22 protein-coding genes are annotated in these 26,356 nt (G+C 69.0%); 11 read left to right on the top strand and 11 right to left on the bottom strand.

The features are described 5' to 3' along the window. Nucleotides 1-192 precede the first annotated feature (192 nt). The 6 genes from ACTWQO_RS43480 to ACTWQO_RS43455 all read left to right on the top strand — a co-directional run bounded on the left by ACTWQO_RS43480 (nt 193) and on the right by ACTWQO_RS43455 (nt 6,838). Nucleotides 193-1,824, top strand: a complete 1,632-nt coding sequence (locus ACTWQO_RS43480; protein WP_443242907.1) for an ATP-binding protein — start codon at nt 193-195, stop codon at nt 1,822-1,824. Then, complete coding sequence (locus ACTWQO_RS43475) at nt 1,821-2,510, top strand: response regulator (protein ID WP_443242906.1); 690 nt, start codon at nt 1,821-1,823, stop codon at nt 2,508-2,510. The genes ACTWQO_RS43480 and ACTWQO_RS43475 overlap by 4 nt, the downstream gene beginning before the upstream one ends. A gap of 100 nt (nt 2,511-2,610) precedes the next feature. Next, complete coding sequence (locus tag ACTWQO_RS43470; RefSeq protein WP_443242905.1) at nt 2,611-3,975, top strand: extracellular solute-binding protein; 1,365 nt, start codon at nt 2,611-2,613, stop codon at nt 3,973-3,975. A 16-nt stretch (nt 3,976-3,991) separates the two neighbouring features. After that, nucleotides 3,992-4,942 carry a carbohydrate ABC transporter permease gene (locus tag ACTWQO_RS43465; RefSeq protein ID WP_443242904.1) on the top strand — a complete coding sequence of 317 codons (951 nt, stop codon included), beginning with the start codon at nt 3,992-3,994 and terminating at the stop codon, nt 4,940-4,942. A gap of 4 nt (nt 4,943-4,946) precedes the next feature. After that, nucleotides 4,947-5,786, top strand: coding sequence for a carbohydrate ABC transporter permease (locus ACTWQO_RS43460; RefSeq protein WP_443242903.1), 840 nt, complete (start codon nt 4,947-4,949; stop codon nt 5,784-5,786). Between the two features lie 335 nt (nt 5,787-6,121). Next, complete coding sequence (locus ACTWQO_RS43455; protein WP_443242902.1) at nt 6,122-6,838, top strand: XRE family transcriptional regulator; 717 nt, start codon at nt 6,122-6,124, stop codon at nt 6,836-6,838. Between the two features lie 5 nt (nt 6,839-6,843). Here the strand turns inward: ACTWQO_RS43455 and ACTWQO_RS43450 are convergent, their stop codons facing one another. Then, on the bottom strand, nt 6,844-7,869 hold the full coding sequence (locus ACTWQO_RS43450; RefSeq protein ID WP_443242901.1) for an ATP-dependent 6-phosphofructokinase: 1,026 nt from the start codon (nt 7,867-7,869) through the stop codon (nt 6,844-6,846). Nucleotides 7,870-8,101: 232 nt separating this feature from the next. Between ACTWQO_RS43450 and pta the strand changes: the two genes are divergently transcribed. From pta to pyk, 3 genes are all read left to right on the top strand, one after another. Continuing rightward, nucleotides 8,102-10,192 carry a phosphate acetyltransferase gene (pta, locus tag ACTWQO_RS43445; protein WP_443242900.1) on the top strand — a complete coding sequence of 697 codons (2,091 nt, stop codon included), beginning with the start codon at nt 8,102-8,104 and terminating at the stop codon, nt 10,190-10,192. Further along, the gene (locus ACTWQO_RS43440) at nt 10,189-11,406 is read left to right on the top strand and encodes an acetate kinase (RefSeq protein ID WP_443242899.1); all 1,218 of its coding nucleotides are present in this window, start codon (nt 10,189-10,191) and stop codon (nt 11,404-11,406) included. The genes pta and ACTWQO_RS43440 overlap by 4 nt, the downstream gene beginning before the upstream one ends. A gap of 74 nt (nt 11,407-11,480) precedes the next feature. Next, nucleotides 11,481-12,908 carry a pyruvate kinase gene (gene pyk / locus ACTWQO_RS43435; protein WP_443242898.1) on the top strand — a complete coding sequence of 476 codons (1,428 nt, stop codon included), beginning with the start codon at nt 11,481-11,483 and terminating at the stop codon, nt 12,906-12,908. A 103-nt stretch (nt 12,909-13,011) separates the two neighbouring features. On the opposite strand, the gene ACTWQO_RS43430 is transcribed toward pyk, so the two are convergent. From ACTWQO_RS43430 to ACTWQO_RS43410, 5 genes are all read right to left on the bottom strand, one after another. After that, nucleotides 13,012-13,401 carry a hypothetical protein gene (locus tag ACTWQO_RS43430; protein ID WP_443242897.1) on the bottom strand — a complete coding sequence of 130 codons (390 nt, stop codon included), beginning with the start codon at nt 13,399-13,401 and terminating at the stop codon, nt 13,012-13,014. 133 nt (nt 13,402-13,534) lie between these two features. Continuing rightward, entirely contained in the window at nt 13,535-14,869 is a 1,335-nt protein-coding gene (locus tag ACTWQO_RS43425) for a hypothetical protein (protein WP_443242896.1), read from the bottom strand. Next, nucleotides 14,859-15,404 carry a DUF6114 domain-containing protein gene (locus ACTWQO_RS43420; protein WP_443242895.1) on the bottom strand — a complete coding sequence of 182 codons (546 nt, stop codon included), beginning with the start codon at nt 15,402-15,404 and terminating at the stop codon, nt 14,859-14,861. Before ACTWQO_RS43420 ends, ACTWQO_RS43425 begins: the two co-directional genes overlap by 11 nt. Nucleotides 15,405-15,521: 117 nt before the next feature. Beyond that, complete coding sequence (locus tag ACTWQO_RS43415; protein WP_443242894.1) at nt 15,522-16,154, bottom strand: DUF6230 family protein; 633 nt, start codon at nt 16,152-16,154, stop codon at nt 15,522-15,524. Nucleotides 16,155-16,803: 649 nt separating this feature from the next. Continuing rightward, complete coding sequence (locus ACTWQO_RS43410; protein WP_443242893.1) at nt 16,804-17,787, bottom strand: tetratricopeptide repeat protein; 984 nt, start codon at nt 17,785-17,787, stop codon at nt 16,804-16,806. A gap of 203 nt (nt 17,788-17,990) precedes the next feature. Here ACTWQO_RS43410 and ACTWQO_RS43405 point away from each other — a divergent pair, with 203 nt between their 5' ends. After that, nucleotides 17,991-18,617 carry a TetR/AcrR family transcriptional regulator gene (locus ACTWQO_RS43405; RefSeq protein ID WP_443242892.1) on the top strand — a complete coding sequence of 209 codons (627 nt, stop codon included), beginning with the start codon at nt 17,991-17,993 and terminating at the stop codon, nt 18,615-18,617. A gap of 18 nt (nt 18,618-18,635) precedes the next feature. Here ACTWQO_RS43405 and ACTWQO_RS43400 read toward each other — a convergent pair whose 3' ends face one another. From ACTWQO_RS43400 to ACTWQO_RS43390, 3 genes are all read right to left on the bottom strand, one after another. After that, the gene (locus ACTWQO_RS43400) at nt 18,636-20,336 is read right to left on the bottom strand and encodes an acyl-CoA mutase large subunit family protein (protein WP_443242891.1); all 1,701 of its coding nucleotides are present in this window, start codon (nt 20,334-20,336) and stop codon (nt 18,636-18,638) included. 80 nt (nt 20,337-20,416) lie between these two features. Next, on the bottom strand, nt 20,417-20,755 hold the full coding sequence (locus ACTWQO_RS43395) for a DUF3817 domain-containing protein (protein ID WP_443242890.1): 339 nt from the start codon (nt 20,753-20,755) through the stop codon (nt 20,417-20,419). Between the two features lie 43 nt (nt 20,756-20,798). Continuing rightward, on the bottom strand, nt 20,799-21,308 hold the full coding sequence (locus ACTWQO_RS43390; protein ID WP_443242889.1) for a MarR family winged helix-turn-helix transcriptional regulator: 510 nt from the start codon (nt 21,306-21,308) through the stop codon (nt 20,799-20,801). Between the two features lie 158 nt (nt 21,309-21,466). Between ACTWQO_RS43390 and ACTWQO_RS43385 the strand changes: the two genes are divergently transcribed. Further along, nucleotides 21,467-22,468 (top strand): glycoside hydrolase family 6 protein, encoded by a 1,002-nt coding sequence (locus ACTWQO_RS43385; protein WP_443242888.1) that lies wholly within the window; start codon nt 21,467-21,469, stop codon nt 22,466-22,468. A 15-nt stretch (nt 22,469-22,483) separates the two neighbouring features. On the opposite strand, the gene ACTWQO_RS43380 is transcribed toward ACTWQO_RS43385, so the two are convergent. Together ACTWQO_RS43380 and ACTWQO_RS43375 are read right to left on the bottom strand one after the other, a co-directional pair. After that, on the bottom strand, nt 22,484-24,415 hold the full coding sequence (locus ACTWQO_RS43380; RefSeq protein ID WP_443242887.1) for a galactose oxidase-like domain-containing protein: 1,932 nt from the start codon (nt 24,413-24,415) through the stop codon (nt 22,484-22,486). A 3-nt stretch (nt 24,416-24,418) separates the two neighbouring features. Further along, a complete protein-coding gene (locus tag ACTWQO_RS43375; RefSeq protein ID WP_443242886.1) occupies nt 24,419-26,215 on the bottom strand; it encodes a glycosyltransferase family 2 protein in 1,797 nt (598 codons plus the stop codon). Nucleotides 26,216-26,356 lie beyond the last annotated feature (141 nt).

Below are 26,356 nucleotides of genomic sequence, written 5' to 3'. Positions count from 1 at the left end.
CCTCCTTGACGTCGTCGTCGGCATCACCGGCGTGCGGCTCACGTCCGGGAGATTGCGGAGATTTAAGGGGATTTTTGGTGGATCACCCCGGGAGCGTCGCTTCCGGGTTGCCGTGACTATCTCCCGCCCTGTGAGGGCGGTCACCCTTCCGTTCATTTAGTTCATGCTTAACGTGAGGGGCACACTGACGACATGCACGTGCGCCTCCCGAGACCCCGCAGCCTGGCCGCCCAGCTCTTCGCTGTGCAGGCCGTGCTGCTCACGGTCGTGGTCCTCGGGTATGCGCTGTTCACCTATGTCGGCGACCGCGACCAGGCCGAGGACGCGGCGGGGCGCCAGGCCATGGGGGTGGCCCGCTCGGTCGCCGACTCCCCCTCGGTACGGGAGGCGATCCGCACCCCCGACCCCAGCGCCCGGCTCCAGCCGTACGCGCTGCAGGTCATAGAGGACGCCGACGTCGACTTCGTGACGATCATGAACACGAAGGGCATCCGCTGGACCCACCCCGACAAGAACCAGATCGGCCAGCGCTTCCTCGGCCATATCGAGCCGGCGCTGCGCGGCGAGTCCTTCACCGAGACCTATACGGGCACGCTCGGCCCGTCGGTCAGGGCGGTCACCCCGGTGTGGGACGGCGGGAGGGTCGTCGGACTGGTCAGCGCGGGTATCAAGGTCGAGGAGATCAGCAAGCGGGTCCAGGGCCAGCTGACCGCGCTCATCGGTGTCGCGGCCGGCGCCCTCGCCCTGGGCGCGATCGGCACGTACGTCGTCAATGCCCGGCTGCGCCGCCACACCCACGGCATGAACGCGGCCGAGCTGAGCAACATGCACGACTACCACCAGGCCGCCCTGCACGCCGTACGCGAAGGTCTGCTGATGCTCGACGGGCAGTACCGCGTCGCGCTGATCAACGACGGGGCGCGGGAGCTGCTGGGGGTGAGCGAGGAGGTGATCGACCGCTCGGTCGCCGAGCTGGGTCTGCCCGCACCGCTCACCGGCGCGCTGCTCGCGTCGGAGCCCCGGGTGGACGAGGTGCATCTGACGGCGGACCGGGTGCTCGTGGTGAACACCTCGCCGGTGTCGGGCGGCGAGCGGCGCGGAACCGTGGTGACCTTGCGCGACGTCACCGAACTCCAGTCCCTCATGGGCGAGTTGAACTCCGAACGCGGCTTCACCCAGGCGCTGCGCTCGCAGGCCCACGAGGCGGCGAACCGGCTCCACACGGTGGTCTCGCTGATCGAGCTGGGCCGCGCTCAGGAGGCCGTGGACTTCGCGACGGCCGAGCTGGAGCTGGCGCAGGCGCTGACCGACCAGGTGGTGGCCGCGGTGAGCGAGCCGGTCCTCGCGGCCCTGCTGCTCGGCAAGACGGCCCAGGCGAACGAGCGGGGCGTGGAGCTGGTGGTGTCGGAGGACAGCCGCCTGGACGACGGGCTGCTCCCCGAGTCCCTGCCCGCGCGGGATCTGGTGACCATCCTGGGCAACCTGATCGACAACGCGGTGGACGCGGCGCAGGGCAGCGTGCGGGCGCGGGTGACGGTGACGGCGTACACGGAAGGCGGCTCGGAGCTGGTGCTGCGGGTGTCCGACACGGGTGCGGGCGTCGATCCCGCGCATGCGGAGGAGGTCTTCCAGCGCGGCTTCTCGACCAAGCCGGCGGGGCCGGGCGGGCGAGGGCTTGGCCTGGCTCTGGTACGGCAGGCGGTCACCCGGCACGAGGGCGAGCTGACGGTGACGGGGGCGGCCGGGGGCGGCGCCCAGTTCCAGGTGCGGTTGCCGTTGAATAGCCCGGTGTCCGAGCGTGCGATGACCGGAGGTGGCGGATGACAGCGGCCCAGCAGCCCATCCGGGTCCTGGTCGTGGAGGACGACCCGGTCGCCGCCGACGCGCACGTCATGTACGTCGGCCGCGTCCCCGGCTTCGTCGCGGTCGGCAAGGCGCACACCGGCGCGGAGGCGCGGCGCGCGCTGGACCGTACGCCGGTGGATCTGCTGCTCCTGGACCTGCACCTGCCGGATGTGCACGGGCTGCAGCTGGCCCGCTCGCTGCGGGCGGCCGGCCATCACGCGGACGTGATAGCGGTGACGTCGGCGCGGGATCTGACGGTCGTCCGCGAGGGCGTCTCGCTGGGCGTCGTGCAGTACGTCCTCAAGCCCTTCACCTTCGCCACCCTGCGCGACCGGCTCATCAGATACGCCGAGTTCCACGCCGCGGCCGGCGAGGCGAGCGGCCAGGACGAGGTCGACCGCGCCCTGGCGACTCTGCGCGCCCCGAGCCCGGCCGCCCTGCCGAAGGGGCTGAGCGCCCCGACACTGGAGCGGGTCTCGGTGGTCCTGCGGGACTGCGCCGACGGCCTGACGGCGACGGGCGTCGCGGAGGAGGTGGGCATCTCGCGCATCACCGCCCGCCGCTATCTGGAACACCTGGTGGACGCGGGAAGGGCGGCCCGCAGCCCGCAGTACGGGACCGTGGGTCGCCCGGAGTTGCAGTACCGCTGGGTGAAGGGGCAGTAGAGCTGCTGCATAGTCATTGACCTGACTAGACCACTCCTCTTACGTTCACCGGGCAGCCATCCCGGCGCCACAACGAAGTGAGCCCGTAGGAGGACATGCCGTGCGCCCCACCGCCGCTCTGCTCACCACCGCCCTAGTTCTCACTGCCTCCGCCCTCACCGCCTGCGGCGGCGGATCCGGCAGCGACCCCGACACCGTGAAGGTCTCCTTCAAACAGTCCACGGACAACAACATCAAAGTGATGGACACGTTCCTCGCGGACATCAAGAAGCAGTTCGAGAAGGAGAACCCCGGCAAGAAGGTCGAGCTCGTCCCGATCAAAGCCCCGGACTCGGAGTACTACACCAAGGTCCAGCAGATGCTCCGCTCCCCCAAGACGGCCCCCGACCTGGTCTATGAGGACACCTTCCTCATCAACTCCGACATCATCAGCGGGTACCTGAAACCCCTGGACGACTATCTCGCCAAGTGGCCGGACTGGAACCAGTTCATCGACACGGCGAAGGCCGCGGCCCAGGGCGAGGACGGGAAGACGTACGGCGTCCCCGACGGTACCGACACCCGCGGACTCTGGTTCGACAAGGCGATCTTCGCGAAGGCCGGCCTGCCCGCCGACTGGCAGCCGAAGACCTGGAACGACGTCCTCGAAGCCGCCCGCACCATCAAGGAGAAGGTCCCCGGCGTCACCCCGCTCAACGTCTACACGGGCAAGCCCGCCGGCGAGGCCGCGACGATGCAGGGCTTCGAGATGCTGCTGTACGGCACGAACGACGGCAAGACCGACCCGCTGTACGACGAGTCGTCGAAGAAGTGGATCGCGGGCAGCCAGGGCTTCAAGGACGCGCTGGCGTTCGTGGAGACCGTCTACAAGGAGAAGCTCGGCCCGGACGTCGCCGACGCCCTCGACCCCAACTTCGGCACCCGCGTCCGCGGCGAACTGCTCCCCGAGGGCAAGCTCGGCATCAACCTCGACGGCTCCTGGCTTCCGCAGGACTGGCTGGAGGGCAGCGGGCACGAGTGGCCCGAGTGGTCGGAGAAACTCGGACTCGCCGCCATGCCCACGCAGAACGGCCAGGCGCCCGGCAAGGTCAGCATGTCCGGCGGCTGGACCTGGGCCGTCCCGGACAAGGCGGCCAACCCCGACCTCGCCTTCAAGTTCATCGAGACGATGCAGACCAAGGCGAACGCCCAGAAGTGGTACATCGCCAACTCCGGTATCGCCGTACGCAAGGACGTCGCCGCCGACCCCGAGTACGTCAAGGCGCAGCCCGGCATCAAGTTCTTCACCGACCTCGTCTCCAGCACGCACTACCGGCCCGCCTTCAAGGCGTATCCGCAGGTGTCCACCGCCATCCAGGAGGCGATGGAGGGCGTGACGACGGGTGACATGTCGGTTCGGGAGGCGGCGAGCGGGTACGACGACGCGCTCAAGGCGGCCACCGACGACCAGGTCGTCGAGAAGTGAACGGCGGCGACCGTACATGACAGCCGCCGCACCGCACGCGGGCCCGGAGACCGTCAAGTCCCCTCCGGGCCCGACGGGTTCACCCTCCGCGCCACCGGGCAACCATCACCTCCGCCGGGCCCTGACCCGTGCCCTCCCCGTCTCCCCCGCCCTCGTCCTGCTGGTCCTCTTCCTCGCGGGCCCGATCGCCTACTGCGCCTACATCGCCTTCACCGACCTCCAGCTCACCGGGCAGGCCGAGTCGTCGTTCGTCGGGTTCGAGAACTTCCGCAGGGCGTTCCAGGACGAGGCGTTCCTGAACGCCGTATGGCTGACGCTGGTGTTCACGGTGCTGTCGTCGCTGGTCGGCCAGAACACGCTCGGGCTGGCGCTGGCGGCGCTGATGCAACGCGCCTCCAAACCCGTCCGCACCCTGGTCGGCGGCATCGTGATCACGGCGTGGGTGCTGCCGGAGGTGGTCGCCGGGTTTCTGCTGTACGCGTTCTTCCGCCGCGAGGGCACGCTGAACGCCATCCTGGACTGGCTCCATCTCCCGTCCCAGAACTGGCTGTTCACGCTGCCGATCCTCGCGGTGTCCTTCGCCAACGTATGGCGTGGCACGGCGTTCTCGATGCTGGTCTACTCGGCGGCACTGAACGAGATCCCCAAGGAGATCACGGAGGCCGCCGAGGTGGACGGCGCGAGCGGCTGGCGCCGTATGTGGCACATCACGCTGCCGATGATCCGCCGTTCGATCGGCACGAACCTGATGCTCAACACCCTCCAGACGCTGTCCGTCTTCGGCCTGATCTGGGTGATGACCCGGGGCGGGCCGGGCGGCAAGAGCCAGACGCTCCCGCTGTTCATGTACGAGCAGGCCTTCCAGAACAGCCTGATCGGCTACGGCACCGCGGTCGCCCTGCTCCTGCTGCTGGTCGGCTCCGCCTTCTCCCTCGTGTACATGCGCCTGCTGCGGACGGAGGTCTGACGCCATGGCACTCACGCTCACGTCCCGTCGCAAGCGGCACAAGCTGGCCGCCGACGTGGGTCTGCTGGTGGTCGCCGCGGCCTTCTGTCTGCCGCTGGCCTGGGTGGTCCTGTCCGCCGTGGACCCGGACGCGAACCTTCAGGTGAAGGCCCCCGACGGGCTCACCTTCGACAACTTCGACGCGATCCTGACCCAGGACATCACCTTCACACCGCTGCTGAACAGCCTGATCCTGTGCGGCGGCGCGACCCTGCTGACAGTGGTCTGCGCGGCACTGGCGGCGTACCCCTTGTCCCGCTTCCGCTCCCGCCTGAACCGCCCCTTCCTGCTGACGATCCTCTTCGCGACGAGCCTGCCGATCACGGCGATCATGGTGCCGGTGTACGCGCTGTTCGTGCAGGTCGATCTGATCGACACCATGCAGGGCACGATCTTCTTCTTCGCGGCCTCCCAACTCCCCTTCGCCATCTGGCTGATGAAGAACTTCATGGACGGCGTGCCGAAGGAGCTGGAGGAGGCCGCGTGGACGGACGGTGCCTCGTCCTTCCAGTCGCTGATCCGGATCGTGCTGCCGCTGATGGGTCCCGGGGTGGCGGTGGTGACCGTGTTCTCGTTCGTGATGATGTGGGGGAACTTCTTCGTCCCGTTCATGCTCCTGCTGACACCGGACCAGATGCCGGCGGCGGTGAGCATCAACGAGTTCTTCGGGAACCGGGGGACGGTGGTGTACGGGCAGCTGGCGGCGTTCTCGATCGTCTACTCGACGCCGGTGATCCTGCTGTACGTACTGATCGCCCGCCGGCTGGGGGGAGGGTTCGCGCTGGGCGGGGCGGTCAAGGGGTGAGGGGTTCGGTTTGCGCCGCGGGCTCTCCCCCTGCACCTGCCCGACAGATGTGCGAACCGCGAGGTGCACAGGGAGCGAGCCGGCCGGACCGCCGTTGCGGGGTGACAGACGGACGGCACCGGGAAGCACGCCCGCATATGCCCCTCTACCTTGCCGTTCGCAAGGCGACCGCCCGCATCCCGGGCGGCCGGAGGACCGTACCGGCACCTCACCGGGCGCCCTTCGGCCACCTCGACAGTTTCGGACACCTGACCGAAACCGTACCTTCCTACAATCCGTGATCCTGGCCGAACAGACCGTAGTCACCGCATCGCCGCGCCCCTAGCTTGTGGCGCGTGCGCCGACCCCCAGCTCTGCCGAACCAGCCCGGTCCTCCCTTCAACGCCCCCGCCGCCCAAAGACTCCGTGCCGCCCTCGGCATGGGCCCCGAACATGTCGCCCGCGACTTGCGGGCCTCGTACGGCATGCCGTACGCCACCCCGGATCTCGTCATCGCCTGGGAACGCGGCGCCCTCTCCCCCAGCAGCCCCGAACTCACCGCGCTCGCGGGCGTGTTGTGGTGCTCGCAGGGTGAGCTGATCGGGCAGCCGCGGACCCTGCGCGAGCACCGCATCGCCCGTGGCCTCGCACCCGACGACGTCGCCCGTACCCTCGGGCTGGAACTCGCGGCGTATCTCCGGATGGAGGAGACCGGCGACTGGCGCGGCACCGACCGTCAGGCCGCCGTCCTCGCCTCCCTGCTCGACCTGTCGATCCCCGACTTCGCCACCGTCACCGGCCGCGACCCGAAACTGGCCGAGCTGCTGCGCAGCGCGGTGACGACACGCTGGCAGGCGTACGTCCGGCCGGTCGCGAAGCTGCTGCCCCTGGACCGGCGGCTCCTGGAGGTCACGCTCCAGGAGCTGTACGACGACTACCAGGGGCGGATGGTCGCCACGCTCAGCTGGGGCGGCGGCAGCGACGGCTCGGACCGGTCCGGCCGCGAGTTCCTCGACCGGATCCTGGACCTCTTCTGGACCAGGGTCAGTGATCGATCGCCGGGTGAAGTGTGAGCTGTCTAGAAGACAGACTCCGCCTCGTCCATACGGTCCTTCGGCACCGTCTTCAGCTCGGTCACCGCTTCCGCCAGCGGCACCATCTTGATGTCCGTGCCGCGCAGCGCGGTCATCTTGCCGAACTCGCCCCGGTGCGCGGCCTCGACCGCGTGCCAGCCGAAGCGGGTGGCGAGGACACGGTCGTACGCGGTCGGTACGCCGCCACGCTGGACGTGACCGAGGATGACCGGCTTGGCCTCCTTGCCGAGCCGCCGCTCCAGCTCGTACGCCAGTGCCGTACCGATGCCCTGGAACCGCTCGTGTCCGAACTGGTCGATCTCGCCGTGCCCGTAGTCCATGCTGCCCTCGGCGGGGTGGGCGCCCTCGGCCACGCACAGGACCGCGAACTTCTTCCCGCGGGCGAAGCGCTCCTCGACCATCTTGACCAGGTCGCCCGGGTCGAAGGCCCGCTCGGGCAGGCAGATGCCGTGGGCGCCGGCGGCCATGCCGGACTCCAGCGCGATCCAGCCGGCGTGCCGGCCCATGACCTCGACGACCATGACGCGCTGGTGCGACTCGGCGGTGGTCTTGAGGCGGTCCATCGCCTCCGTGGCGACGCCGACCGCGGTGTCGAAGCCGAAGGTGCGGTCGGTGGACGAGATGTCGTTGTCGATCGTCTTCGGTACGCCGACGACCGGCAGGCCGACGTCCGAGAGCATCCGGGCGGCCGTGAGCGTGCCCTCGCCGCCGATCGGGATGAGCGCGTCGATGCCGAACTCGCGCATCTCGTCCTCGGCCCCCTCGCAGGCCTCGCGCAGTCGGTCGCGCTGGAGGCGGGAGGAGCCGAGGATGGTGCCGCCGCGGGCGAGGATGCCGCTGACGGCGTCCAGGTCGAGGGTGCGGTAACGGCCGTCGAGCAGACCCGCGTAACCGTCCTCGAAGCCGATCACCTCGTCGCCGTAGTGGGCGACCGCTCGGTGCACGACCGACCGGATCACGGCGTTCAGGCCGGGGCAGTCGCCGCCTGCGGTGAGAACTCCGATACGCATCGTGCTGTGTCTCCTGCTCGCTGTTGACACCGGTGAGCCAGTCCGATTGTTTCACGTCGCTCAGAGTGAGGTGCCTACCCCGAAGCTGGCGGGCGCCTTATCCACCGGCAAGGGTATTGTCAAGAGGGTTCTGCTCACCCCGGTGGGCGATCTTTGCGAGCCGAAAAACCGACTGCCCACACCCCGGCAGACGGACCCCCAGACGAACCAGCAGACGAAACGGAGAGCACGCGTGACCCGCAGCGTGTACGTGACCGGTATCGACCGCGGCGACGGCCGCCAGGTCGTCGAGCTGGGGGTCATGGAACTGCTGACCCGGCAGGTCGACCGGGTGGGCGTCTTCCGCCCCCTCGTCCACGACGGACCAGACCGGCTCTTCGAGCTGCTGCGCGCCCGGTACCGGCTCTCCCAGGACCCGGCGACGGTCTACGGCATGGACTACCACGAGGCGTCCGCGCTCCAGGCCGAGCAGGGCGCGGACGAGCTGGTCTCCACCCTCGTCGACCGCTTCCATCTCGTCGCCCGGGACTACGACGTCGTCCTCGTCCTCGGCACCGACTACGCCGACACCCAGTTCCCGGACGAGCTGTCCCTCAACGCCCGGCTGGCGAACGAGTTCGGCGCGTCCGTGATCCCGGTGGTCGGCGGCCGGGGGCAGACCGCCGAGTCCGTGCTCGCCGAGACCCGCAACGCCTACCGCGCCTACGACGGCCTCGGCTGCGACGTCCTCGCCATGGTCACCAACCGGGTCGCCCGCGAGGACCGTGACCGCATCGCCGAGCGGCTCACCGACCGGCTGCCGGTGCCCTGCTACGTCGTGCCGGACGAGCCCGCCCTCTCCGCGCCGACCGTCTACCAGATCAGCCACGCACTTGGCGAAAAGGTGGTGCTCGGCGACGACTCCGGGCTCGCACGTGACGCGCTCAACTTCGTCTTCGGCGGCGCGATGCTGCCCAACTTCCTGAGCGCCCTGACCCCGGGCTGCCTGGTCGTCACCCCGGGCGACCGCGCCGACCTGGTCGTCGGCTCGCTCGCCGCGCACAGCGCCGGCACCCCGCCGATAGCGGGCGTACTGCTGACGCTCAACGAGGTGCCAAGCGACGAGATCCTCACCCTCGCCGCCCGCCTCGCCCCCGGCACCCCGGTCCTCTCGGTCTCCGGCAACAGCTTCCCGACCGCCGCCGAACTCTTCGGTATGGAGGGCAAGTTGAACGCGGCCACCCCGCGCAAGGCGGAGACCGCGCTCGGCCTGTTCGAGCGGTACGCCGACACCGGCGACCTGCTGAAGCGGGTCAGCGCCCCCAGCAGCGACCGCGTCACCCCGATGATGTTCGAGCACAAGCTCCTGGAACAGGCCCGCTCGGACATGCGCCGGGTCGTCCTCCCGGAGGGCACCGAACCCCGCGTCCTGCACGCTGCCGAGGTCCTGCTGCGCCGCGGCGTCTGCGACCTCACCCTCCTCGGCCCGGTCGACCAGATCCGCAAGAAGGCCGCCGACCTCGGCATCGACCTCGGCGACACCCAGCTCATCGACCCGGCCACCAGCGAGCTGCGCGACGGCTTCGCCGAGCAGTACGCGGCCCTGCGTGCCCACAAGGGCGTGACGGTGGAGCTGGCGTACGACGTGGTCTCCGACGTGAACTACTTCGGCACGCTGATGGTGCAGGAGGGCCTGGCCGACGGCATGGTGTCCGGGTCCGTGCACTCCACCGCTGCCACGATCCGCCCCGGCTTCGAGATCATCAAGACGAAGCCCGACGCCTCCATCGTGTCCTCGGTCTTCTTCATGTGCCTCGCCGACAAGGTCCTCGTCTACGGCGACTGCGCGGTCAACCCCGACCCGAACGCCGAGCAGCTCGCCGACATCGCCATCCAGTCCGCCGCGACCGCCCAGCAGTTCGGTGTGGAGCCGCGGATCGCGATGCTGTCGTACTCGACCGGTACGTCCGGCTCGGGAGCCGACGTCGACAAGGTGCGCGAGGCGACCGAGCTGGTACGGCAGCGCAGGCCCGACCTGAAGATCGAGGGGCCGATCCAGTACGACGCCGCCGTGGAGCCGACCGTCGCCCGCACCAAGCTGCCGGAGTCCGAAGTCGCGGGCCAGGCCAGCGTGTTGATCTTCCCGGACCTCAACACCGGCAACAACACCTACAAGGCCGTGCAGCGTTCGGCCGGCGCGATCGCCGTCGGCCCGGTCCTCCAGGGTCTGCGCAAGCCGGTCAACGACCTCTCCCGCGGTGCCCTCGTCCAGGACATCGTCAACACCGTCGCCATCACGGCGATCCAGGCCCAGACCCCGAGCGAGAAGGCAACCGCACAGTGAGCTCGTCCCGTGTCCTCGTCCTGAACTCCGGCTCCTCGTCGGTGAAGTACCAGCTGCTCGACATGCGCGACGGCAGCCGGCTGGCGGTGGGCCTGGTCGAGCGGATCGGTGAGGAGACGTCGCGGCTCAAGCACACCCCTCTGGCAACCGGCGAGTCACGTGAGTGGACCGGAGCGATGGCCGACCACGAGGCCGCGCTGAAGGCCGTATCGGAAGAGCTGACGAGGGACGGGCTCGGCCTCGATTCGCCGGAGCTGGCCGCCATCGGTCACCGGGTGGTGCACGGCGGGAAGCTCTTCACCGAGCCGACCGTGATCGACGACGCCGTCCTCGCCGAGATCGAGCGGCTGATCCCGGTCGCCCCGCTGCACAACCCGGCCAACCTCACCGGCATCCGCACCGCCCAGGCGCTGCGCCCCGACCTGCCCCAGGTCGCCGTCTTCGACACCGCGTTCCACACGACGATGCCGGAGTCGGCGGCGCGCTACGCGATCGACGTGAAGACCGCCGACGAGCACCGGATCCGCCGGTACGGCTTCCACGGGACGTCGCACGCGTACGTCTCCCGGGCGACCGCGGAGCTGCTGGGCAAGGACCCGTCCGACGTCAATGTGATCGTCCTGCACCTCGGAAACGGTGCGTCCGCTTCGGCGGTCGAGGGCGGTCGATGCGTCGACACCTCCATGGGGCTGACGCCTTTGGAGGGGCTGGTGATGGGTACGCGGTCCGGGGACATGGATCCTGCCGTCATCTTCCATTTGATGCGTGTTGGCGGAATGTCCACGGACGAGATCGACACTCTTCTCAACAAGAAGAGTGGTCTGATCGGTCTGTGCGGGGACAACGACATGCGGGAGATCCGCCGCCGGATCGACGAAGGTGACGAACAGGCGCAGCTGGCCTTCGACATCTACATTCACCGGCTGAAGAAGTACATCGGCGCCTATTACGCCGTACTCGGACGGGTGGACGCGGTCGCCTTCACAGCGGGAGTCGGGGAAAACGCGAGCCCGGTGCGGGAAGCTGCCGTGGCGGGCCTGGAGGCGCTGGGCCTGGCCGTCGACAGCGAGCTGAACGCCGTACGGAGTGACGAGCCGCGGCTGATCTCGCCGGAGTCCGCGCGGGTCGCCGTCGCCGTGGTGCCGACCGATGAGGAACTGGAGATTGCGACACAGACGTATGCGCTCGTGAATGGTTCTCGGAATCTCACCTGAGCGGCATCCCGCCCCTTTGTATTTTCCGCCAGACGGAATATTCCGCAGCGAAACAAACCGATAGGATCGCCCCCATGCGCCGTTCGAAAATCGTCTGTACTCTCGGCCCCGCGGTCGACTCCCACGAGCAACTCGTCGCGCTGATCGAAGCCGGCATGAATGTGGCCCGCTTCAACTTCAGCCACGGCACGCACGCCGAGCACCAGGGGCGGTACGACCGTGTCCGCGCCGCGTCCAAGGAGACCGGCCGCGCGATCGGCGTCCTCGCCGACCTGCAGGGCCCCAAGATCCGGCTGGAGACCTTCGCCGAGGGCCCGGTGGAGCTGGAGCGCGGTGACGAGTTCGTCATCACCACCGAGGACGTCCCGGGCGACAAGCAGATCTGCGGGACGACCTACAAGGGCCTGCCCGGTGACGTCTCCCGCGGCGACCAGATCCTGATCAACGACGGCAACGTCGAGCTGAAGGTGCTGGACGTCGAGGGCCAGCGGGTCAAGACGATCGTCATCGAGGGCGGTGTCGTCTCCGACCACAAGGGCATCAACCTGCCCGGCGCGGCCGTCAACGTCCCGGCGCTGAGCGAGAAGGACGTCGAGGACCTCCGCTTCGCCCTCCGCATGGGCTGCGACATGGTCGCCCTGTCCTTCGTGCGGGACGCCAAGGACGTCGAGGACGTCCACAAGGTGATGGACGAGGAGGGCCGCCGGGTCCCCGTCATCGCCAAGGTGGAGAAGCCGCAGGCGGTGGAGAACATGGAGGGCGTCGTGATGGCGTTCGACGCCGTCATGGTGGCCCGCGGTGACCTGGCCGTCGAGTACCCGCTCGAGAAGGTCCCGATGGTGCAGAAGCGCCTGATCGAGCTGTGCCGGCGCAACGCCAAGCCGGTGATCGTGGCGACCCAGATGATGGAGTCGATGATCACCAACTCCCGCCCGACCCGCGCCGAGGCCTCCGACGTGGCCAACGCGATCCTGGACGGCGCGGACGCGGTGATGCTGTCCGCCGAGTCCTCGGTCGGCGCCTACCCGATCGAGACGGTCAAGACGATGTCGAAGATCGTGGTCGCGGCCGAGCAGGAGCTGATGTCGAAGGGCCTCCAGCCCCTCGTCCCCGGCAAGAAGCCGCGCACGCAGGGCGGTTCGGTCGCCCGCGCCGCCTGCGAGATCGCCGACTTCCTCGGCGGCAGGGGCCTGATCGCCTTCACCCAGTCCGGCGACACGGCCCGCCGCCTGTGCCGCTACCGGGCTTCCCAGCCGATCCTCGCCTTCACGACGGACGAGTCCACCCGCAACCAGCTCACGTTGAGCTGGGGCGTCGAGTCCCACGTCGTCCCCTTCGTCAACAGCACCGACGAGATGGTCGACCTGGTCGACGGCGAAGTCCTCAAGCTGGGCCGCTTCAACGCCGGCGACACCCTCATCATCACCGCCGGCTCGCCTCCCGGGGTGCCGGGCACCACGAACATGGTCCGCGTCCACCACCTGGGCGGCGCGGCGAAGTAACGCAGGGGCCCTACAAGGGGCTTGTACGGCGGTGAGGGCGCTTCCTGTGGCAGGAGGCGCCCTTCGTCTCGTTCGCCGTGTGCTCGGTGGCTTGCGCCGGGTGTCACGCCTCGGCCACCGCCCGGAGGACGGCAGACGCCAGGGCGTAGAAGTTCTCCCGGTAGAAGCCCAGGCGGATGTTGAACGGCTCCTCCGCGAAGAGGCCACCGCGTTCGAGGAACATGGTGGGCGCGGCGGTCAGCGCGCTGTGCACCATGTGGAGTTCCTCGATGGTCATGCGGAAGTCGCGTGACTCCGTGTGCCGTCCTGCCAGGCGTTCCACGAGGGCCTCGACCGGCTCCCGACCCGCGCCGACCAACAGGGTCAGCTCCGTGTCACCGTGGTCCTGCTCGCTCAGGTGACTCAGCGCCTCGTACATCGCCGCCACCTGACGGGGCGTGAGCCGGGCGACGAACGCGTCGCCGTCGCGGGTCAGCTTCAGCTGAGTTCTCAACAGTCTCTCCCAGCTCACCTTGTGAGCGGTCGACAGGACTGTGCCCCCGCCGGGTCGAAACCCGGCGGGGGCACAGCCTTTTGCGGCTCCCGGAGAGGACTTGAGAGGGGGGCGCTTCGGCCGGTCCCGGCGTTCAGTCCTGCCAGCTGTGCAGACCGGGGACGGTCAGGTCGCCGCCGAACTGGCCGGCCTGCTGGACCTTCACCTTGGTGAAGTAGATCAGCGGGATGTTCAGCGGCGGCGGGTGCTTCGGGTCGAACGTGATCGGGATCAGGCCGAACAGGTTCCCGGAGATGGACTCCGTGTACATGATCGTCTTGCCGTTGCGGATCGTGGACGTCGTGCCCGCGCCCGCCTGCACGTGGTAGGTCTTGCCGGACTGCTTGTCCTTGACCGTCTGGTGCAGATCGCCGATGTCGGTGCCGTCGGAGATGACGTACTTCAGCACCTTCTTCTTGGTGCCGTTGGCGGTCCGTACCTCGACTATGCCCTGGTAGTCGGCGCCCTTCAGCAGCAGCGAACTGGCGTCCAGGAACCAGGGGTCGTCGGGCAGCGGCACCTTGTTGTCGACGCCGCCCTCCTCGTCCGTGGCGACCGGACAGCCGTCGGCGTCCGTGGTGGCGCTCGCGGACGGGGTCGGGGTGGCCGACTCGGCGGCCTGCTCGGCGGCCTCGGCTGCCTCCTCGACCGCCTTCTGCTTCTCCTCGGCCGTCTTCGACGCCGTGTCGGTCGTGTCCTTCACGGTGTCCTCGACCGTGTCGGTGACCTTCTCGGTGGTCTCCTTGACGGCGTCGGACGACGAGGACTTCGCGCTCTCGGAGGCCGACGCCGACGGGGTGGCCGACGGCGACGGGCTCGCGCTCGCCGACGCGCCCTGACCGCCGGTGAAGATGTCGGAGATCGCGTCTCCGATGTCCTCCAGCAGGCCGCCGCCGCTCTCCGACGGCGAGGGGCTCGGCGTGGCGGCGTCGCCGCCCGACTCCGAGCCGCCCGAGCCGCTCGCGGTGGCAGACGGCGTCGGCGTGGGCTCGTCGTCGGAACCTGAATCCGACGAAGAGTCCTTGCCGCCCGAGGAGTTGCCCTCCGTGGAGCCCGAAGTCCCGGTGTCCCCGGTGTCCCCGGTCGAGGACTCCGACGGCGACGGCTCCGCCTCCTCGGACTCGCTCGCCGAGGCCGACGGTGACGGGCTCGCGCTCGCCGACGCCTCGTCCTCGAGGGCCGCGACACATTCCTTGTACTCGTCCGCCGTGAGGCTCTTGGACGTCGGCTGGTCCTCGGCGAGTGCCAGCTTCGGTGTGAACCCCATCCCCATGAGGACCGCCGTAGGCATCGCCGCCAGGGCTATCGCTTTCCCGGCCGGCATCTGGAACCTGGTGAACAGCGGCTTCTTGGGTGCCGCATGGCGCGGCCCGGTTCTCACACGGGACTTGTCCACCTCAGTCCCGTGGGTCACCTCGTCAGCCGGCACTGTGCCTCCCGTTCGCCCCGTTCGCCGGGCTCGTTCCTGACAGATCGATCGGCTCACCCAGCGGATCGGCGCTCGGCCCGGTCAGGCCCTCGGGCGCGTCGCCCTCGCCCTTCCCGGTCTCCTCCGCCTCCGGCGCCGGCGGCTCACCCGGCACCCAGGCCACGGCCATCGCGCCGCCGACCATCGCCAGCAGGAAGCCGATGAGGAAGCCACCCAGGTTGGACACCGGGATGGAGACCAGGGCCAGCAGGATCGCCGCTACGCCCGCGAAGGTGCGTACGTGCTTCTGAAACCAGAGGCTGATGCCGAGCACGACGAGCAGCACGCCGATGATCAGGGACCCCGCGCCCGCGGTGGTCGCCATCGCCAGCGTCAGGTGACCGATCTGCAGATGTGCGTACGGGAAGTAGGCGATGGGGATTCCGCCGAGGAGGACGAACAGCCCGGCCCAGAACGGCCGGGTGCTCCGCCAGGCGCGGAACTGCAGCCTCCGGCGGCTGAACTGGCCGGTTGCGGCAGGAGTCTCGGCGCTCATGGAAAACAGCTCCCTGGTGCGGCTTTGCTGTGGTGGTGAGTTGTACTGGGTGTGAAGATCCCGCTTCTACGGTGACGGGCGGGGGCGCCACCGGCTCCCCCGCCCGTCATGGAGTGCTTAGTAGCACTCCTTGACACCCGTCGACAGCGACATCTTCAGGCCGCTGAGCTTGAAGGTTCCGGCAGTGGTGGCCCACGCCGTCTGCTTCACATCGGTCAGCGTGGCCCGGTCGGCCTGCTGCGCGAACCCGTACGGGTTCGAGGTCTCGTTGCTCTTCATGCCAGGACCCTTGTTGGCGTCCTTGGCGGCAACGCCGATGTCGATGTTCTCGAAGGTCGCGTTCGCCTCGAGTTCCTCGACGTCGATGTACAGGTTCTCGGCCTGCACCGGCGTACCGCCGCCGCCCGCCTTCAGCGTCAGGCTGACGGAACCGAGCAGCGGGATGTTCGGCGTGACCACGGACTGGCACATGTTCGTGATCGAGGCGTTCTTGAACGCCGAGACCGCGACGGGGTGAGCCGTCTTCTTGCCGTCGAGGGTGTACCCCGAGTCAATGGCCCCGTACTGGGAGAAGCCCGTGCCGACGAGCTTGTCGGCCGTGACCTTGAACGACTGCCCCGACACGCTGAACGACGCAGCGAGGGCGCCCTGCGCGAGAGCGATACCTATACACGCCGTGGCGGCGACGCTGGGCACCATGACCACAGCGAACCGCTTCCATCTGGTCCCGCCACGCACCTGGGACTCCATATTTCCTCCTTCTCGGACGTACATCTCCTGGCCCTGGCTGCCCCTGTCGAGTCGACGGCTCAGCCGGGCAGGGATGGGAGAAGTGCTACGTCCTCGGGAAGGGGAGCGCCCGCGCCCGGAAGCGCGAAACGCGCCTCGATCACCGGCGATCACCCCCGAGCGACAACCACTGGTCGCGCCTGACACGCATCACGCACAACCTTGCTGGACAGGCTTCGCCGGTAGGCGAAGACCCCCCTGCCCAAGAGCCGACGCCACTGCCGTCGGCTCTACTCGGTGGGGACCCTTGACTCCCGTCGACCCAACCGGCTGTCGGGGTACGGGAATGGACCGAGCGTCGCCGATCGTGGTGCATTCTCGCCGCCCGCACAAGGGGGTTCGTTACTCACTAGTAACGGCCGGATAACCGAACAACGACCCTCGGGTCTCGGGTGGCAACGCTGGGTGGCTCCAGAGGGGTGGACAAAGCCGTTGATCGCTGGACAGATTCCGACAGATCAACGGCTCTGACTTACTCGCAGTAACAGCGGCCGCGATTACCAAGATTTGGTAAAGCGCGGCCGCACTGGTCCTCTGTCGGCGAATCTTTCACTCGGGCATCACATGCCCCAGCGTTTAGCGACTGGTCAGAACGGGGCCCTCACCCCGGTCAGAACAGAGCGCGCGCCAACGCCCTGCGCGCCGCGATGACTCGCGGATCCTCGGCGCCGACGACCTCGAAGAGTTCGAGCAGCCGCACCCGTACGCCCTCCCGCTCCTCGCCCGCCGTGCGCTGCACGGTGTCGATGAGCCGCCCGAACGCGTCCTCGACATGCCCGCCCACCAGATCCAGGTCGGCGGCGGCGACCTGCGCCTGCACATCACCCGGCTGCTCGGCGGCGTGCTTGCGCACCTGCGCCGGGTCGAGCCCCTGCACCCGCTGGAGCAACTCGGCCTGGGCGAGGCCCAGTTTGGCCTCCATGTTGCCCGGGTCGTCGTTCAGTACGTTCTTGTACGCCTGGACGGCACCGCCCAAGTCGCCCGCGTCCAGGGCCTGTACGGCGGCTTCGAGCAGGGCGTCGTACGGCCCCGCCGGTACCGTGGGAGCCTGTTGCTGTTCGGCGGCGCCGGGGTCGGCCTCGGGGTCGACGGCCAGGCCGGTGAGGCCGAACCGCTGCTCGGCGACCTGGACGAGCTGGTCGAGCGTCTGCCGGATCTGCGCCTCGCCGGCCGCCCCCTGGAAGAGCGGCAGCGCCTGTCCCGCCACCACGGCGAAGACAGCGGGAATCCCCTGGATCCCGAACTGCTGCATCAGCATCTGATTGGCGTCGACGTCGATCTTGGCAAGGACGAAGCGCCCGTTGTACTCGACGGCCAGTCGCTCCAGGACCGGGCTCAGCTGCTTGCAGGGCTCACACCACTCGGCCCAGAAGTCGATGACGACGGGTACTTCGGTGGACCGCTGGAGGACATCGCGCTCGAATCCGGCCTCGTCGACGTCGATGACGAGGTCGGCCGGGGAGACGGCTCCTCCCCCGCCGCCCTGCCGGGCCGCTTCGGCGCGCGCCTGCTCCGCCTTCGCCTTGGCCTCCTGGGCCGCCTTCACCGCGGCGAGGTCGACGACTCCGCTCATGGACATGTTCCGTGGCTGCATGCGTCTATCCTCCCCCGTTCTCGCGCGTGTGTGAAAAGCGTTGAGAAAGCTGGTCGCGCAGCGTTCGTTTCGGCGCCGGGTCCCCACCCCACACCAGTGATTTCGCTACGACCCGTAGCGTAATGGCACCGGGCGCCTCCGCGGTACTCCGGCCCGGTGATCTCCCTCACGGCCTCACAGGAACCGCCGGTTATGGTCAGGGGATGCAGAGCCCCACTTCCGCCCCACGCGCCACAGGACGGCCGCGCAGCGCCGCTGCCGACACCGCGATCCTCGCGGCCACGCGGGAGGCCCTGGTGGAGCTGGGCTGGTCGAAGCTCACCCTGGGAGACGTGGCGACGCGGGCCGGGGTTGCGAAGACGACGCTCTATCGCCGCTGGGCGGGCAAGAACGAGCTCGTGGTCGACGCGGTCGCCGAGCTCTTCGACGAACTCGAACTCCCCGACCGCGGCAGCCTCGCCGCCGATATCGAGGGCGTGGTCCTGCAGTTCGCGGTGATCCTGGCCCGCCCGGAGGCGAAGAGCGGCCTGATGGCGGTGCTCGCCGAGTCGACCCGCGACGACGCGCTGCGGGCCCGGATCCGCGCGTCGATCGTCGACCGCCAGAAGCGGCTGGTGCTGGCGGGCCGGGCCCGGGCCCAGACCCGTGGCGAGCTGGCGCCCGAGACCGATCCGCAGGAGGCGGCGCGCACGGTCGACCTCATCTTCGACATGGTCGCGGGCGCGGTCGTCCACCGCTGCGTGGTCAGCGCGGAGCCGGCCGACGAGGAGTGGGTACGGAGCTTTACCCGTGTCCTGCTCCTGGGTCTGACCTCCAGCGACGAGGCCTAGGCCCCCGGACGGGGCGCTCTAGAAGCCCGCCGGTTCCGTGTACACCCCCCACTCCTCCCGCAGCACCCCGCAGATCTCCCCCAACGTCGCCTCGGCGCGCACCGCGTCCAGCATCGGCTCGATCATGTTGCCGCCGTTCCGCGCCGCCGCCACCATCGCGTCCAGCGCGGAGCGCACCGTGGCGTCGTCGCGGGCGGCCTTGCGGCTGCCGAGTTCCCGGACCTGCTCGCGCTCCACCTCGTGGCTGACGCGGAGGATCTCCAGGTCGCCGGTGACCGAGCCGTGGTGGACGTTGACGCCGACGACGCGCTTGTCGCCCTTCTCCAGGGCCTTCTGGTACTGGAAGGCGGACTCCGCGATCTCTCCGGTGAACCAGCCGTCCTCGATGCCGCGCAGGATGCCGGAGGTGACCGGCCCGATCGGGTGCTGCCCGTCGGGGTGGGCCCTGAGGCCCCGTTCCTTGATCTGGTCGAAGATCTTCTCGGCGTCCGCCTCGATGCGGTCGGTGAGCTGCTCGACGTACCACGAACCGCCCAGGGGATCGGCCACGTTGGCGACGCCGGTCTCCTCCATCAGCACCTGCTGGGTGCGCAGGGCGATCTCGGCGGCCTGCTCGGAGGGGAGCGCGAGGGTTTCGTCCAGGGCGTTGGTGTGGAGGGAGTTCGTGCCGCCCAGTACGGCCGCCAGCGCCTCCACGGCCGTACGCACCACGTTGTTGTACGGCTGCTGGGCCGTCAGGGAGACGCCGGCGGTCTGCGTGTGGAAGCGCAGCCACTGGGCCTTCTCGGACTGCGCGCCGTACACGTCCCGCATCCAGCGTGCCCAAATGCGCCGCGCGGCGCGGAACTTGGCGATCTCCTCGAAGAAATCGACGTGGGCGTCGAAGAAGAAGGACAGGCCGGGGGCGAAGACGTCCACGTCCAGGCCGCGGGAGAGCCCCAGTTCGACGTACCCGAAGCCGTCGGCGAGGGTGTACGCGAGTTCCTGCGCGGCCGTCGATCCGGCCTCGCGGATGTGGTAGCCGGAGACGGACAGCGGCTTGTAGGCGGGGATGCCGGAGGCGCAGTACTCCATGAGGTCGCCGATGAGGCGCAGGTGCGGCTCGGGCTGGAAGAGCCATTCCTTCTGGGCGATGTACTCCTTGAAGATGTCCGTCTGGAGCGTGCCGTTCAGGACGGCGGGGTCGACGCCCTGCCGCTCGGCCGCGACGAGGTACATGCAGAAGACGGGGACGGCCGGACCGCTGATCGTCATCGAGGTCGTGACGTCGCCCAGCGGGATGTCCCGGAACAGGACCTCCATGTCCGCCGCCGAGTCGATCGCCACTCCGCAGTGCCCGACCTCGCCGAGCGAGCGCGGGTCGTCGGAGTCGCGGCCCATGAGGGTCGGCATGTCGAAGGCCACGGAGAGGCCGCCTCCGCCGTTGGCCAGGATCATCTTGTAGCGCTCGTTCGTCTGCTCGGCGTTGCCGAAGCCGGCGAACTGGCGGATGGTCCAGGTCCGCCCCCGGTAGCCGGTCGGGTACAGCCCGCGGGTGAAGGGGTACTCGCCGGGCCAGCCGATCCGCTCGAAGCCCTCGTACCTGTCCCCCGGCCGGGGCCCGTACACCGGCTCCACGGGATCGCCGGAGAGCGTGGTGAAATCTGCGTCGCGCTTGCGCGAAGCGTCGTAGCGGGCCTGCCAGCGACGGCGGCCGTCCTCTATGGCGTGAGCGTCCATGCCGTCAAATTTACTTGGACGTCCTAGTAAATGTCGACCGTTTACCGGTGCGCCCTGTCAACGCCCCGGTAAGACGCAGGTCAGGCCTTCGCGACCGCGGGCGAATCCCCGGCCGCCTTGGCCTCCAGCTCGTGGCTGATCTTCCGCTCGACGAAGAACGCGGCCGTCGGAATGGTCCCGGCGAGCAGGACCCAGAGCTGCTTGCTGACCGGCCACTTCGCCTTGGAGCCCAGGTCGAAGGCGAAGACCAGGTAGAGGACGTACAGCCAGCCGTGCGCGATGGAGACGACACGGGTGAAGTCGGCGGCGCCGTCGACTTCGAGGCCGTACTTCGCGATCATGCTGAGGCACAGCAGGACGAGCAGCACACCGGTGACGTAGGCCAGAACGCGGTAGCGGGTCAGCACGCTTTTTTTCATGCCGCCGAGCGTAACGGCCGGTTCCGGGAGATCTTGCCCCGGGCTAGCCTTCCTCGAAGTCGCCGGAGGCCACCCGGAGCGGCCGCAGCATCGCGAAGATCTCGGCGCACTCCTCGGCGTCGTAGACCCCGAGTCCGAAGTCCATCGCCATCAGGTCGCGGGTGGCGGCTTCGACGACCTCGCGACCCTTGTCGGTGATGGTGGCGAGGGTGCCGCGGCCGTCGTTCGGGTTGGGCCGCCTCTCCACCAGGCCGGACCTCACCAGCCGGTCCACGGTGTTCGTCACGGACGTCGGATGCACCATGAGCCGCTCGCCGATCTTGGACATCGGCAGCTCACCGGCCTTCGAGAAGGTGAGCAGCACCAGCGCCTCATAGCGCGCGAACGTCAGTTCGTACGGCTTGACCACGGCGTCGACCTCGGCGAGCAGAATCTGCTGGGCCCGCATGATCGAGGTGATCGCGGCCATGGAGGGTACGTTTCCCCAGCGCTGCTTCCAGTGTTCGTCGGCGCGGGCGATGGGGTCGAAGGGAAGGCTGAGCGGCTTCGGCACGCCCCAGACCTTACCGGCCGGTCATATGGCGGTCAGCCCCGTCTCGCCCTTCGGTCCGCCGGGCTTTCCCGGCATTGCGATACCGGTCGAGATGTGTCCGCTATGCAACGATTACCGATGAGTTGTCACTGTACGTCACTCTCGCCCAAGGGAGCAGCATGCCCCGGCTGATCCACGCCCTCGCGACTCTCGCGGTGCTCGGACTCGCGGCGGGCTGCACGTCCGCGGCCGACATCGACGAGGCCTCCGTCGCCGGCGCCGCCTCCAGGAAGGCGGACTCCGCGTCGCCGTTCTGGGTCGACCCGGCGAGCCCCGCCGCCCAGCAGATGGAGAAGTGGCGGCAGGAAGGCCGTACCGAGGAGGCCGAACTGCTCCGGCGGATCGCCGAGCGGCCCGCCGCACTCTGGCCGGCCGGTGAGATCGACCCGGCCTCAGTGGTCGGCTCGGCCGCCGCGGCGGCGCTCCGGGAAGGGCGGACGGCGGTGTTCACGGCGTACAACATCCCGCACCGGGACTGCGGGCAGCACTCGGCGGGCGGGGCCGCGAGCGCGGGCGCCTACCGGGCCTGGATCGGGAAGTTCGCGGCCGCCCTGGGCAAGGCCAAGGCCGTGGTGGTGCTCGAACCCGACGCGGTCGCACACGTCGTGGACGGCTGCACGCCCGGCGAGTACCACGGTGAGCGCGAGAAGCTGCTCGGCGAGGCGATCGACCGGCTGAAGCGGCAGCCGAACACGAAGGTGTACCTGGACGCCGGCAACCCGGCCTGGATCAAGGAGCCCCAGAAGCTGGCCCAGCTGGTCCAGCGCCTCTACCGGGCGGGCGTCGCGCGCGCCGACGGCTTCGCCCTCAACGTCTCCAACTTCCAGACCAACGAGGTCACCAAGAAGTACGGCCTGAAGCTCTCCGAGGACCTGGGCGGCAAGCACTTCGTCATCGACACCAGCCGCAACGGCAAGGGGCCCCTGCCCGGCGCCTGGTGCAACCCGCCGGGCAGGGCGCTGGGCACCCCGCCCACCTTCGACACCGGCGAGCCCGCCCTGGACGCCTATCTCTGGGTCAAGCGGCCCGGCGAGTCGGACGGTACGTGCGGGGGCGGGCCTCAGGCGGGGCAGTGGTGGCCGGAGTACGCGCTGGGGCTGGCGCGCAACTCCCAGACGTAGTCGGCCGCTTGTCGGCTACTTCACCTGGATCCACTTCGCCTCCGACGGCGTGCCCTGCGCGTCCGTCACGAACAGCATGTACCAGCCGGGCGGGACCAGGGTCGGGTCCTTCGGTACCTCCACCGTCACCGAGTCGCCCGTCCTGGTCAGGTCCAGCGCGATGGAGCGCTGTTCTACGTCCGTGGTGTGCGTGACCGCGCTGGGGCGCATGAGCCGGGCCGCGGTGATCCGTTCGGGGTGGGCGGTGGTGAAGGTCGCGCGGTGGTCGCTGCCGAGTGCCTTCGGGCCTCGGTCGAGTACGGGGCGCTGCTTGCCGTTCTTGTGCAGGGCGGGCGGCGTGAAGATCTCCATGCGCTGCTCGAAGTGGCCCAGCTTGGTGTTCTGCTGGTCGTCGAAGAGCGGGTCGGAGCCGAACGTGGCGACCCGGCCGTCGGGCAACAGCAGCGCCTCGGAGTGGTAGTTGCGGCCGACCGTCGGTGCGGCGGCCTCGCGGAAGGCGTTGGCCTTCGGGTCGTAGAACTGCGCCTTGAGGATGTTGCTGGCGCTGCGGCCCCGGTAGTCCGCGGAGCCGTTGGAGGTGAAGACGGTGTCGTCGGGCATGATCACGCTGTTCAGATAGCGGGTGCCCTGGGGGAGGTCGGGGCCGTCCTCGAAGACCGGGTTGTCCTTCTTCAGGTCGACGACGGCGGTGCGCGGGGTCGACTTCTTGGACTCGCCGACGCCTCCGCCGCCGAGGATCATCACCTTCTGGTCCTGCGCGGGCGGGAGCAGGAGGGAGGCCGACGTCTCGGTCTTGTCCGCGTCGCGCAGGCCCGGCACGTACTGGAAGGTGTTGGTCTCCAGGTCCCACAGGCCCGGCTCGCGGCCCTTGTCGGCGGGGCCGTAACCGGCGTTCGAGGCCGGGTAGAAGAGCTTGCCGCCCTTGGTGAGGAAGAGGGCGGGGTACGTCGGGAAGTACCGCTTGGGGCCCGGTGACCACTTCTTGGTCCTCGGGTCGTAGATCTCGTTGTCACCGGGGTCGATCTTGCCCAGGTCGTCCAGGCCGGAGACGGCGAGGACCCGGCCGTCCTCCAGGCCGACGAGCGTCGGGTACCAGCGGGCCTTGTCCATCGGGTCGACCGGGATGTACCGCTCGGACTTCGGGTCGAACTCGTAGGCGGCGCGGATGCCCTGGAAGTCCTGCTTGTCGAGGCTGATCCGCTCGGAGAGGCCGTAGGTGTTGTTCGCGTCCTTGCCGGTCAGGCCGACGATCTCGTACTGGGCCTGGTTCTCGGTGACGGACAGCGGGCCCTTCTCGACGGCCTCCACGAAGACGCGGACCTCGCTCGCGGTGACCCGGGTCCGGGCGGTGCGACGGTCGGTGACCGCCTGGGCTCTCGGGACCGTGACGTCGAAGCGGGAGACGTACTCGACTCCGGCGGGCGAGCGGAAGACCGTGCCCTTCTTCAGGAACACCGTCTTGTTGGGGCTCTCGTTCTTCACGCGCATACCGCCGGCGGCACGCTCGACCTCGCCGTCGAGGAGTTCGTAGCGGGCGGTGCCGCCGGCCACCAGGAGGCGGCCGTCGGGGAGTTGGGCGTGGCCGGCGCAGAAGAAGTCGTCGGGGGTGGGGATCTTCTTGAAGGTGTCGGTCCTGGGGTCCCAGAGGACGGTGTCGAACTCGCCCTTGTTGAACTTCTTCTGCTCGTTGCCGGAGCCCGCGACGATCAGGACTTTGCCGGTGTGCAGAAGCGCCGCGTGGATGGCGTTGGTGCGGTACTCCTCGGGGATGTCGACCTGGCTCCAACTGCCGTACCGCGCTTGGTACCCGGGCTGGGCGATCTTGTACGCGTGGTACCGCTCGCCCGCGAAGTCCAGTGCCGCCGGGGCGTTCAGGCTGAGCAGGACGGCGATGCCGCCGATGCCGAAGACGGTCTTCTTGGTCTTCTGAGAAGGTGTGTAGGCCATGGCCTAGTTGCCTCCCGTCGTGGAGCTGGAGACCGTGGTGCCCGCGCTGTTCCCCGCGAGCGCGGGTTCGGCTCCTTCGCCTCTGCGGGGCGGGGCGTGCAGTACGGGCAGCGGCGGGGGCTCCCTGCGCTCCTTGAGCAGGGTGGAGCACCATACGGCGACCGGCGCCAGGGAGATCGCCGTGGCCAGGAGCGCCCAGGTGCGCATCGCCGCGTGCGTGTTGTCGAGGATCACGGACGCGGTGAGGGAGGTCGCGAGGAGGCCCGCCCAGAAGAGGTGGATGCGGAAGGTGAGCAGGCGGTCCGGGCTGGCGTCGTCGCCCTTCGGTGTCACCACGAAGCGGCTGGGGCGGCGCAGGACGGCCTCGCCGAGGGACTTGAGGTAGATGGGGGCCGAGAGGGCCGACATCGCCATGCCGGCCAGGCCGCCGGAGCCCTGTGGTTCGTGCGGGGAGACGTTGTGGCGGCGGTTCCAGAGGTAGAGGCCGATCTGGAGGGCGGCCGCGTCGCTGTAGAGCATCAGCCAGACCGAGGCGGCGACTTGGGTGCCGGAGGCGCCGAACCAGAGGAACAGGACGCAGCTGAGGATGCCGAGGAACCAGTTGACCGCCGTCATCGGGTAGTAGACCAGCATGAGCGTGTACGAGAGGAAGCGGCCGGGGGGCATCTTGCCCGGGGCCCTCCAGTACTGCTTGATCAGCGTCTCGTAGGTGCCGCGTGACCAGCGCATCTGCTGGGTGAAGAAGTCCGTCCAGGAGGCGGGGCCCTCGCCCACCGCGAGGACGTCGGGAGTGTAGACGCTGCGCCAGTGGTTGCGGGTTCGGGGGTTGCGGGTGCGGTGCAGTTCGAAGCCGGTGGCCATGTCCTCGGTGATCGAGTCGTACAGGCCGCCTATTTGCTTCACGGCTTCGATGCGTACGACGTTGTTCGTGCCGACGAACATGGGGGCGCGGTAGCGGTTGCCCGCGCGTTGTATCAGCGCGTGGAAGAGGAACTGCTGGGACTCGGCCGCCTTGGTGACCGGGTTGTGGTAGTTGCCGTACACCTGGGGGCCTACGACGAAGGCGACGTCCGGGTCGCGGAAGTAACCCATCATCCGCTCCAGGAAGTTGGGGAGCGGGACGTGGTCGGTGTCGACGGAGGCGAAGAAGTCGTACTCCGCGCCGTGCATCGCGATCCAGGCGTTGTAGTTGCCGTGCTTGGTGCGGGCCTTGTGGACGCCGTCCGGTCGGTTCCACTCGGGGACGCCTCGGCGGGTGAAGTGCCGCACGCCTAGTTCGGTGCAGAGGGCTTTGGCCTGGTCGTCGTCGCCCTCGTCGAGGAGCCAGACGTCCAGGGGGCCGGGGTGGTGGATGCGGGTCGCGCCTTCGAGGGTGGCGCGGACCATGTCGAGGGGTTCCTTGCCCGGGACGTATGTGGTGAGGAAGGCGACGCGGGTGCCGGGTTCGGGGAACACCGGGACGGGGTCGCGGGCGACCATGGTGGCGTGGGCGACGGAGGCGACGTTGACGACCATGAAGAGCTCGATGAGGCCGATGGATATCAGCATGGTGACGTCCAGAGCGGCCATCCACTCGTCGCCGCCTTCGCGGTCCACCCAGTGGCTGGGCCATACGAGGTACACGAGGAGGGCGCCGGTGAGGATCGGCGCGAGGGTCATGAGCAGGATCGCCCGTATTCGGTGCGGCTCGCGTGCGAGGAGCGATATGTACTGGACCCGGTACGCCTTGTCCGACGGCTCCCTGAGCGGTCCTGCCAGTCGGCTGTGGGTGTCGTAGTCGTAGCCCTCCGGCTGCCGCACAGCGTCCTCCAGTTGTGTGGGGTGATCGAACTAGTCGATACCCATACAAAAGTGGAGTTTTGGGGGTGTGTCGAACTGGACGCGTCCAGGTGGGTGCCGGTGCCTTCGGTGGGGGTGCGGGTGGGTGGGGGTGCGTGTAGC

Origin of the sequence: Streptomyces sp. 4N124 (genome assembly GCF_052245395.1) — a bacterium.
Classification (GTDB): Bacteria; Actinomycetota; Actinomycetes; order Streptomycetales; family Streptomycetaceae; genus Streptomyces.
The sequence above is the reverse complement of the archived record's forward strand: the minus strand, read 5'-3'. Positions and strand labels throughout refer to the sequence as shown.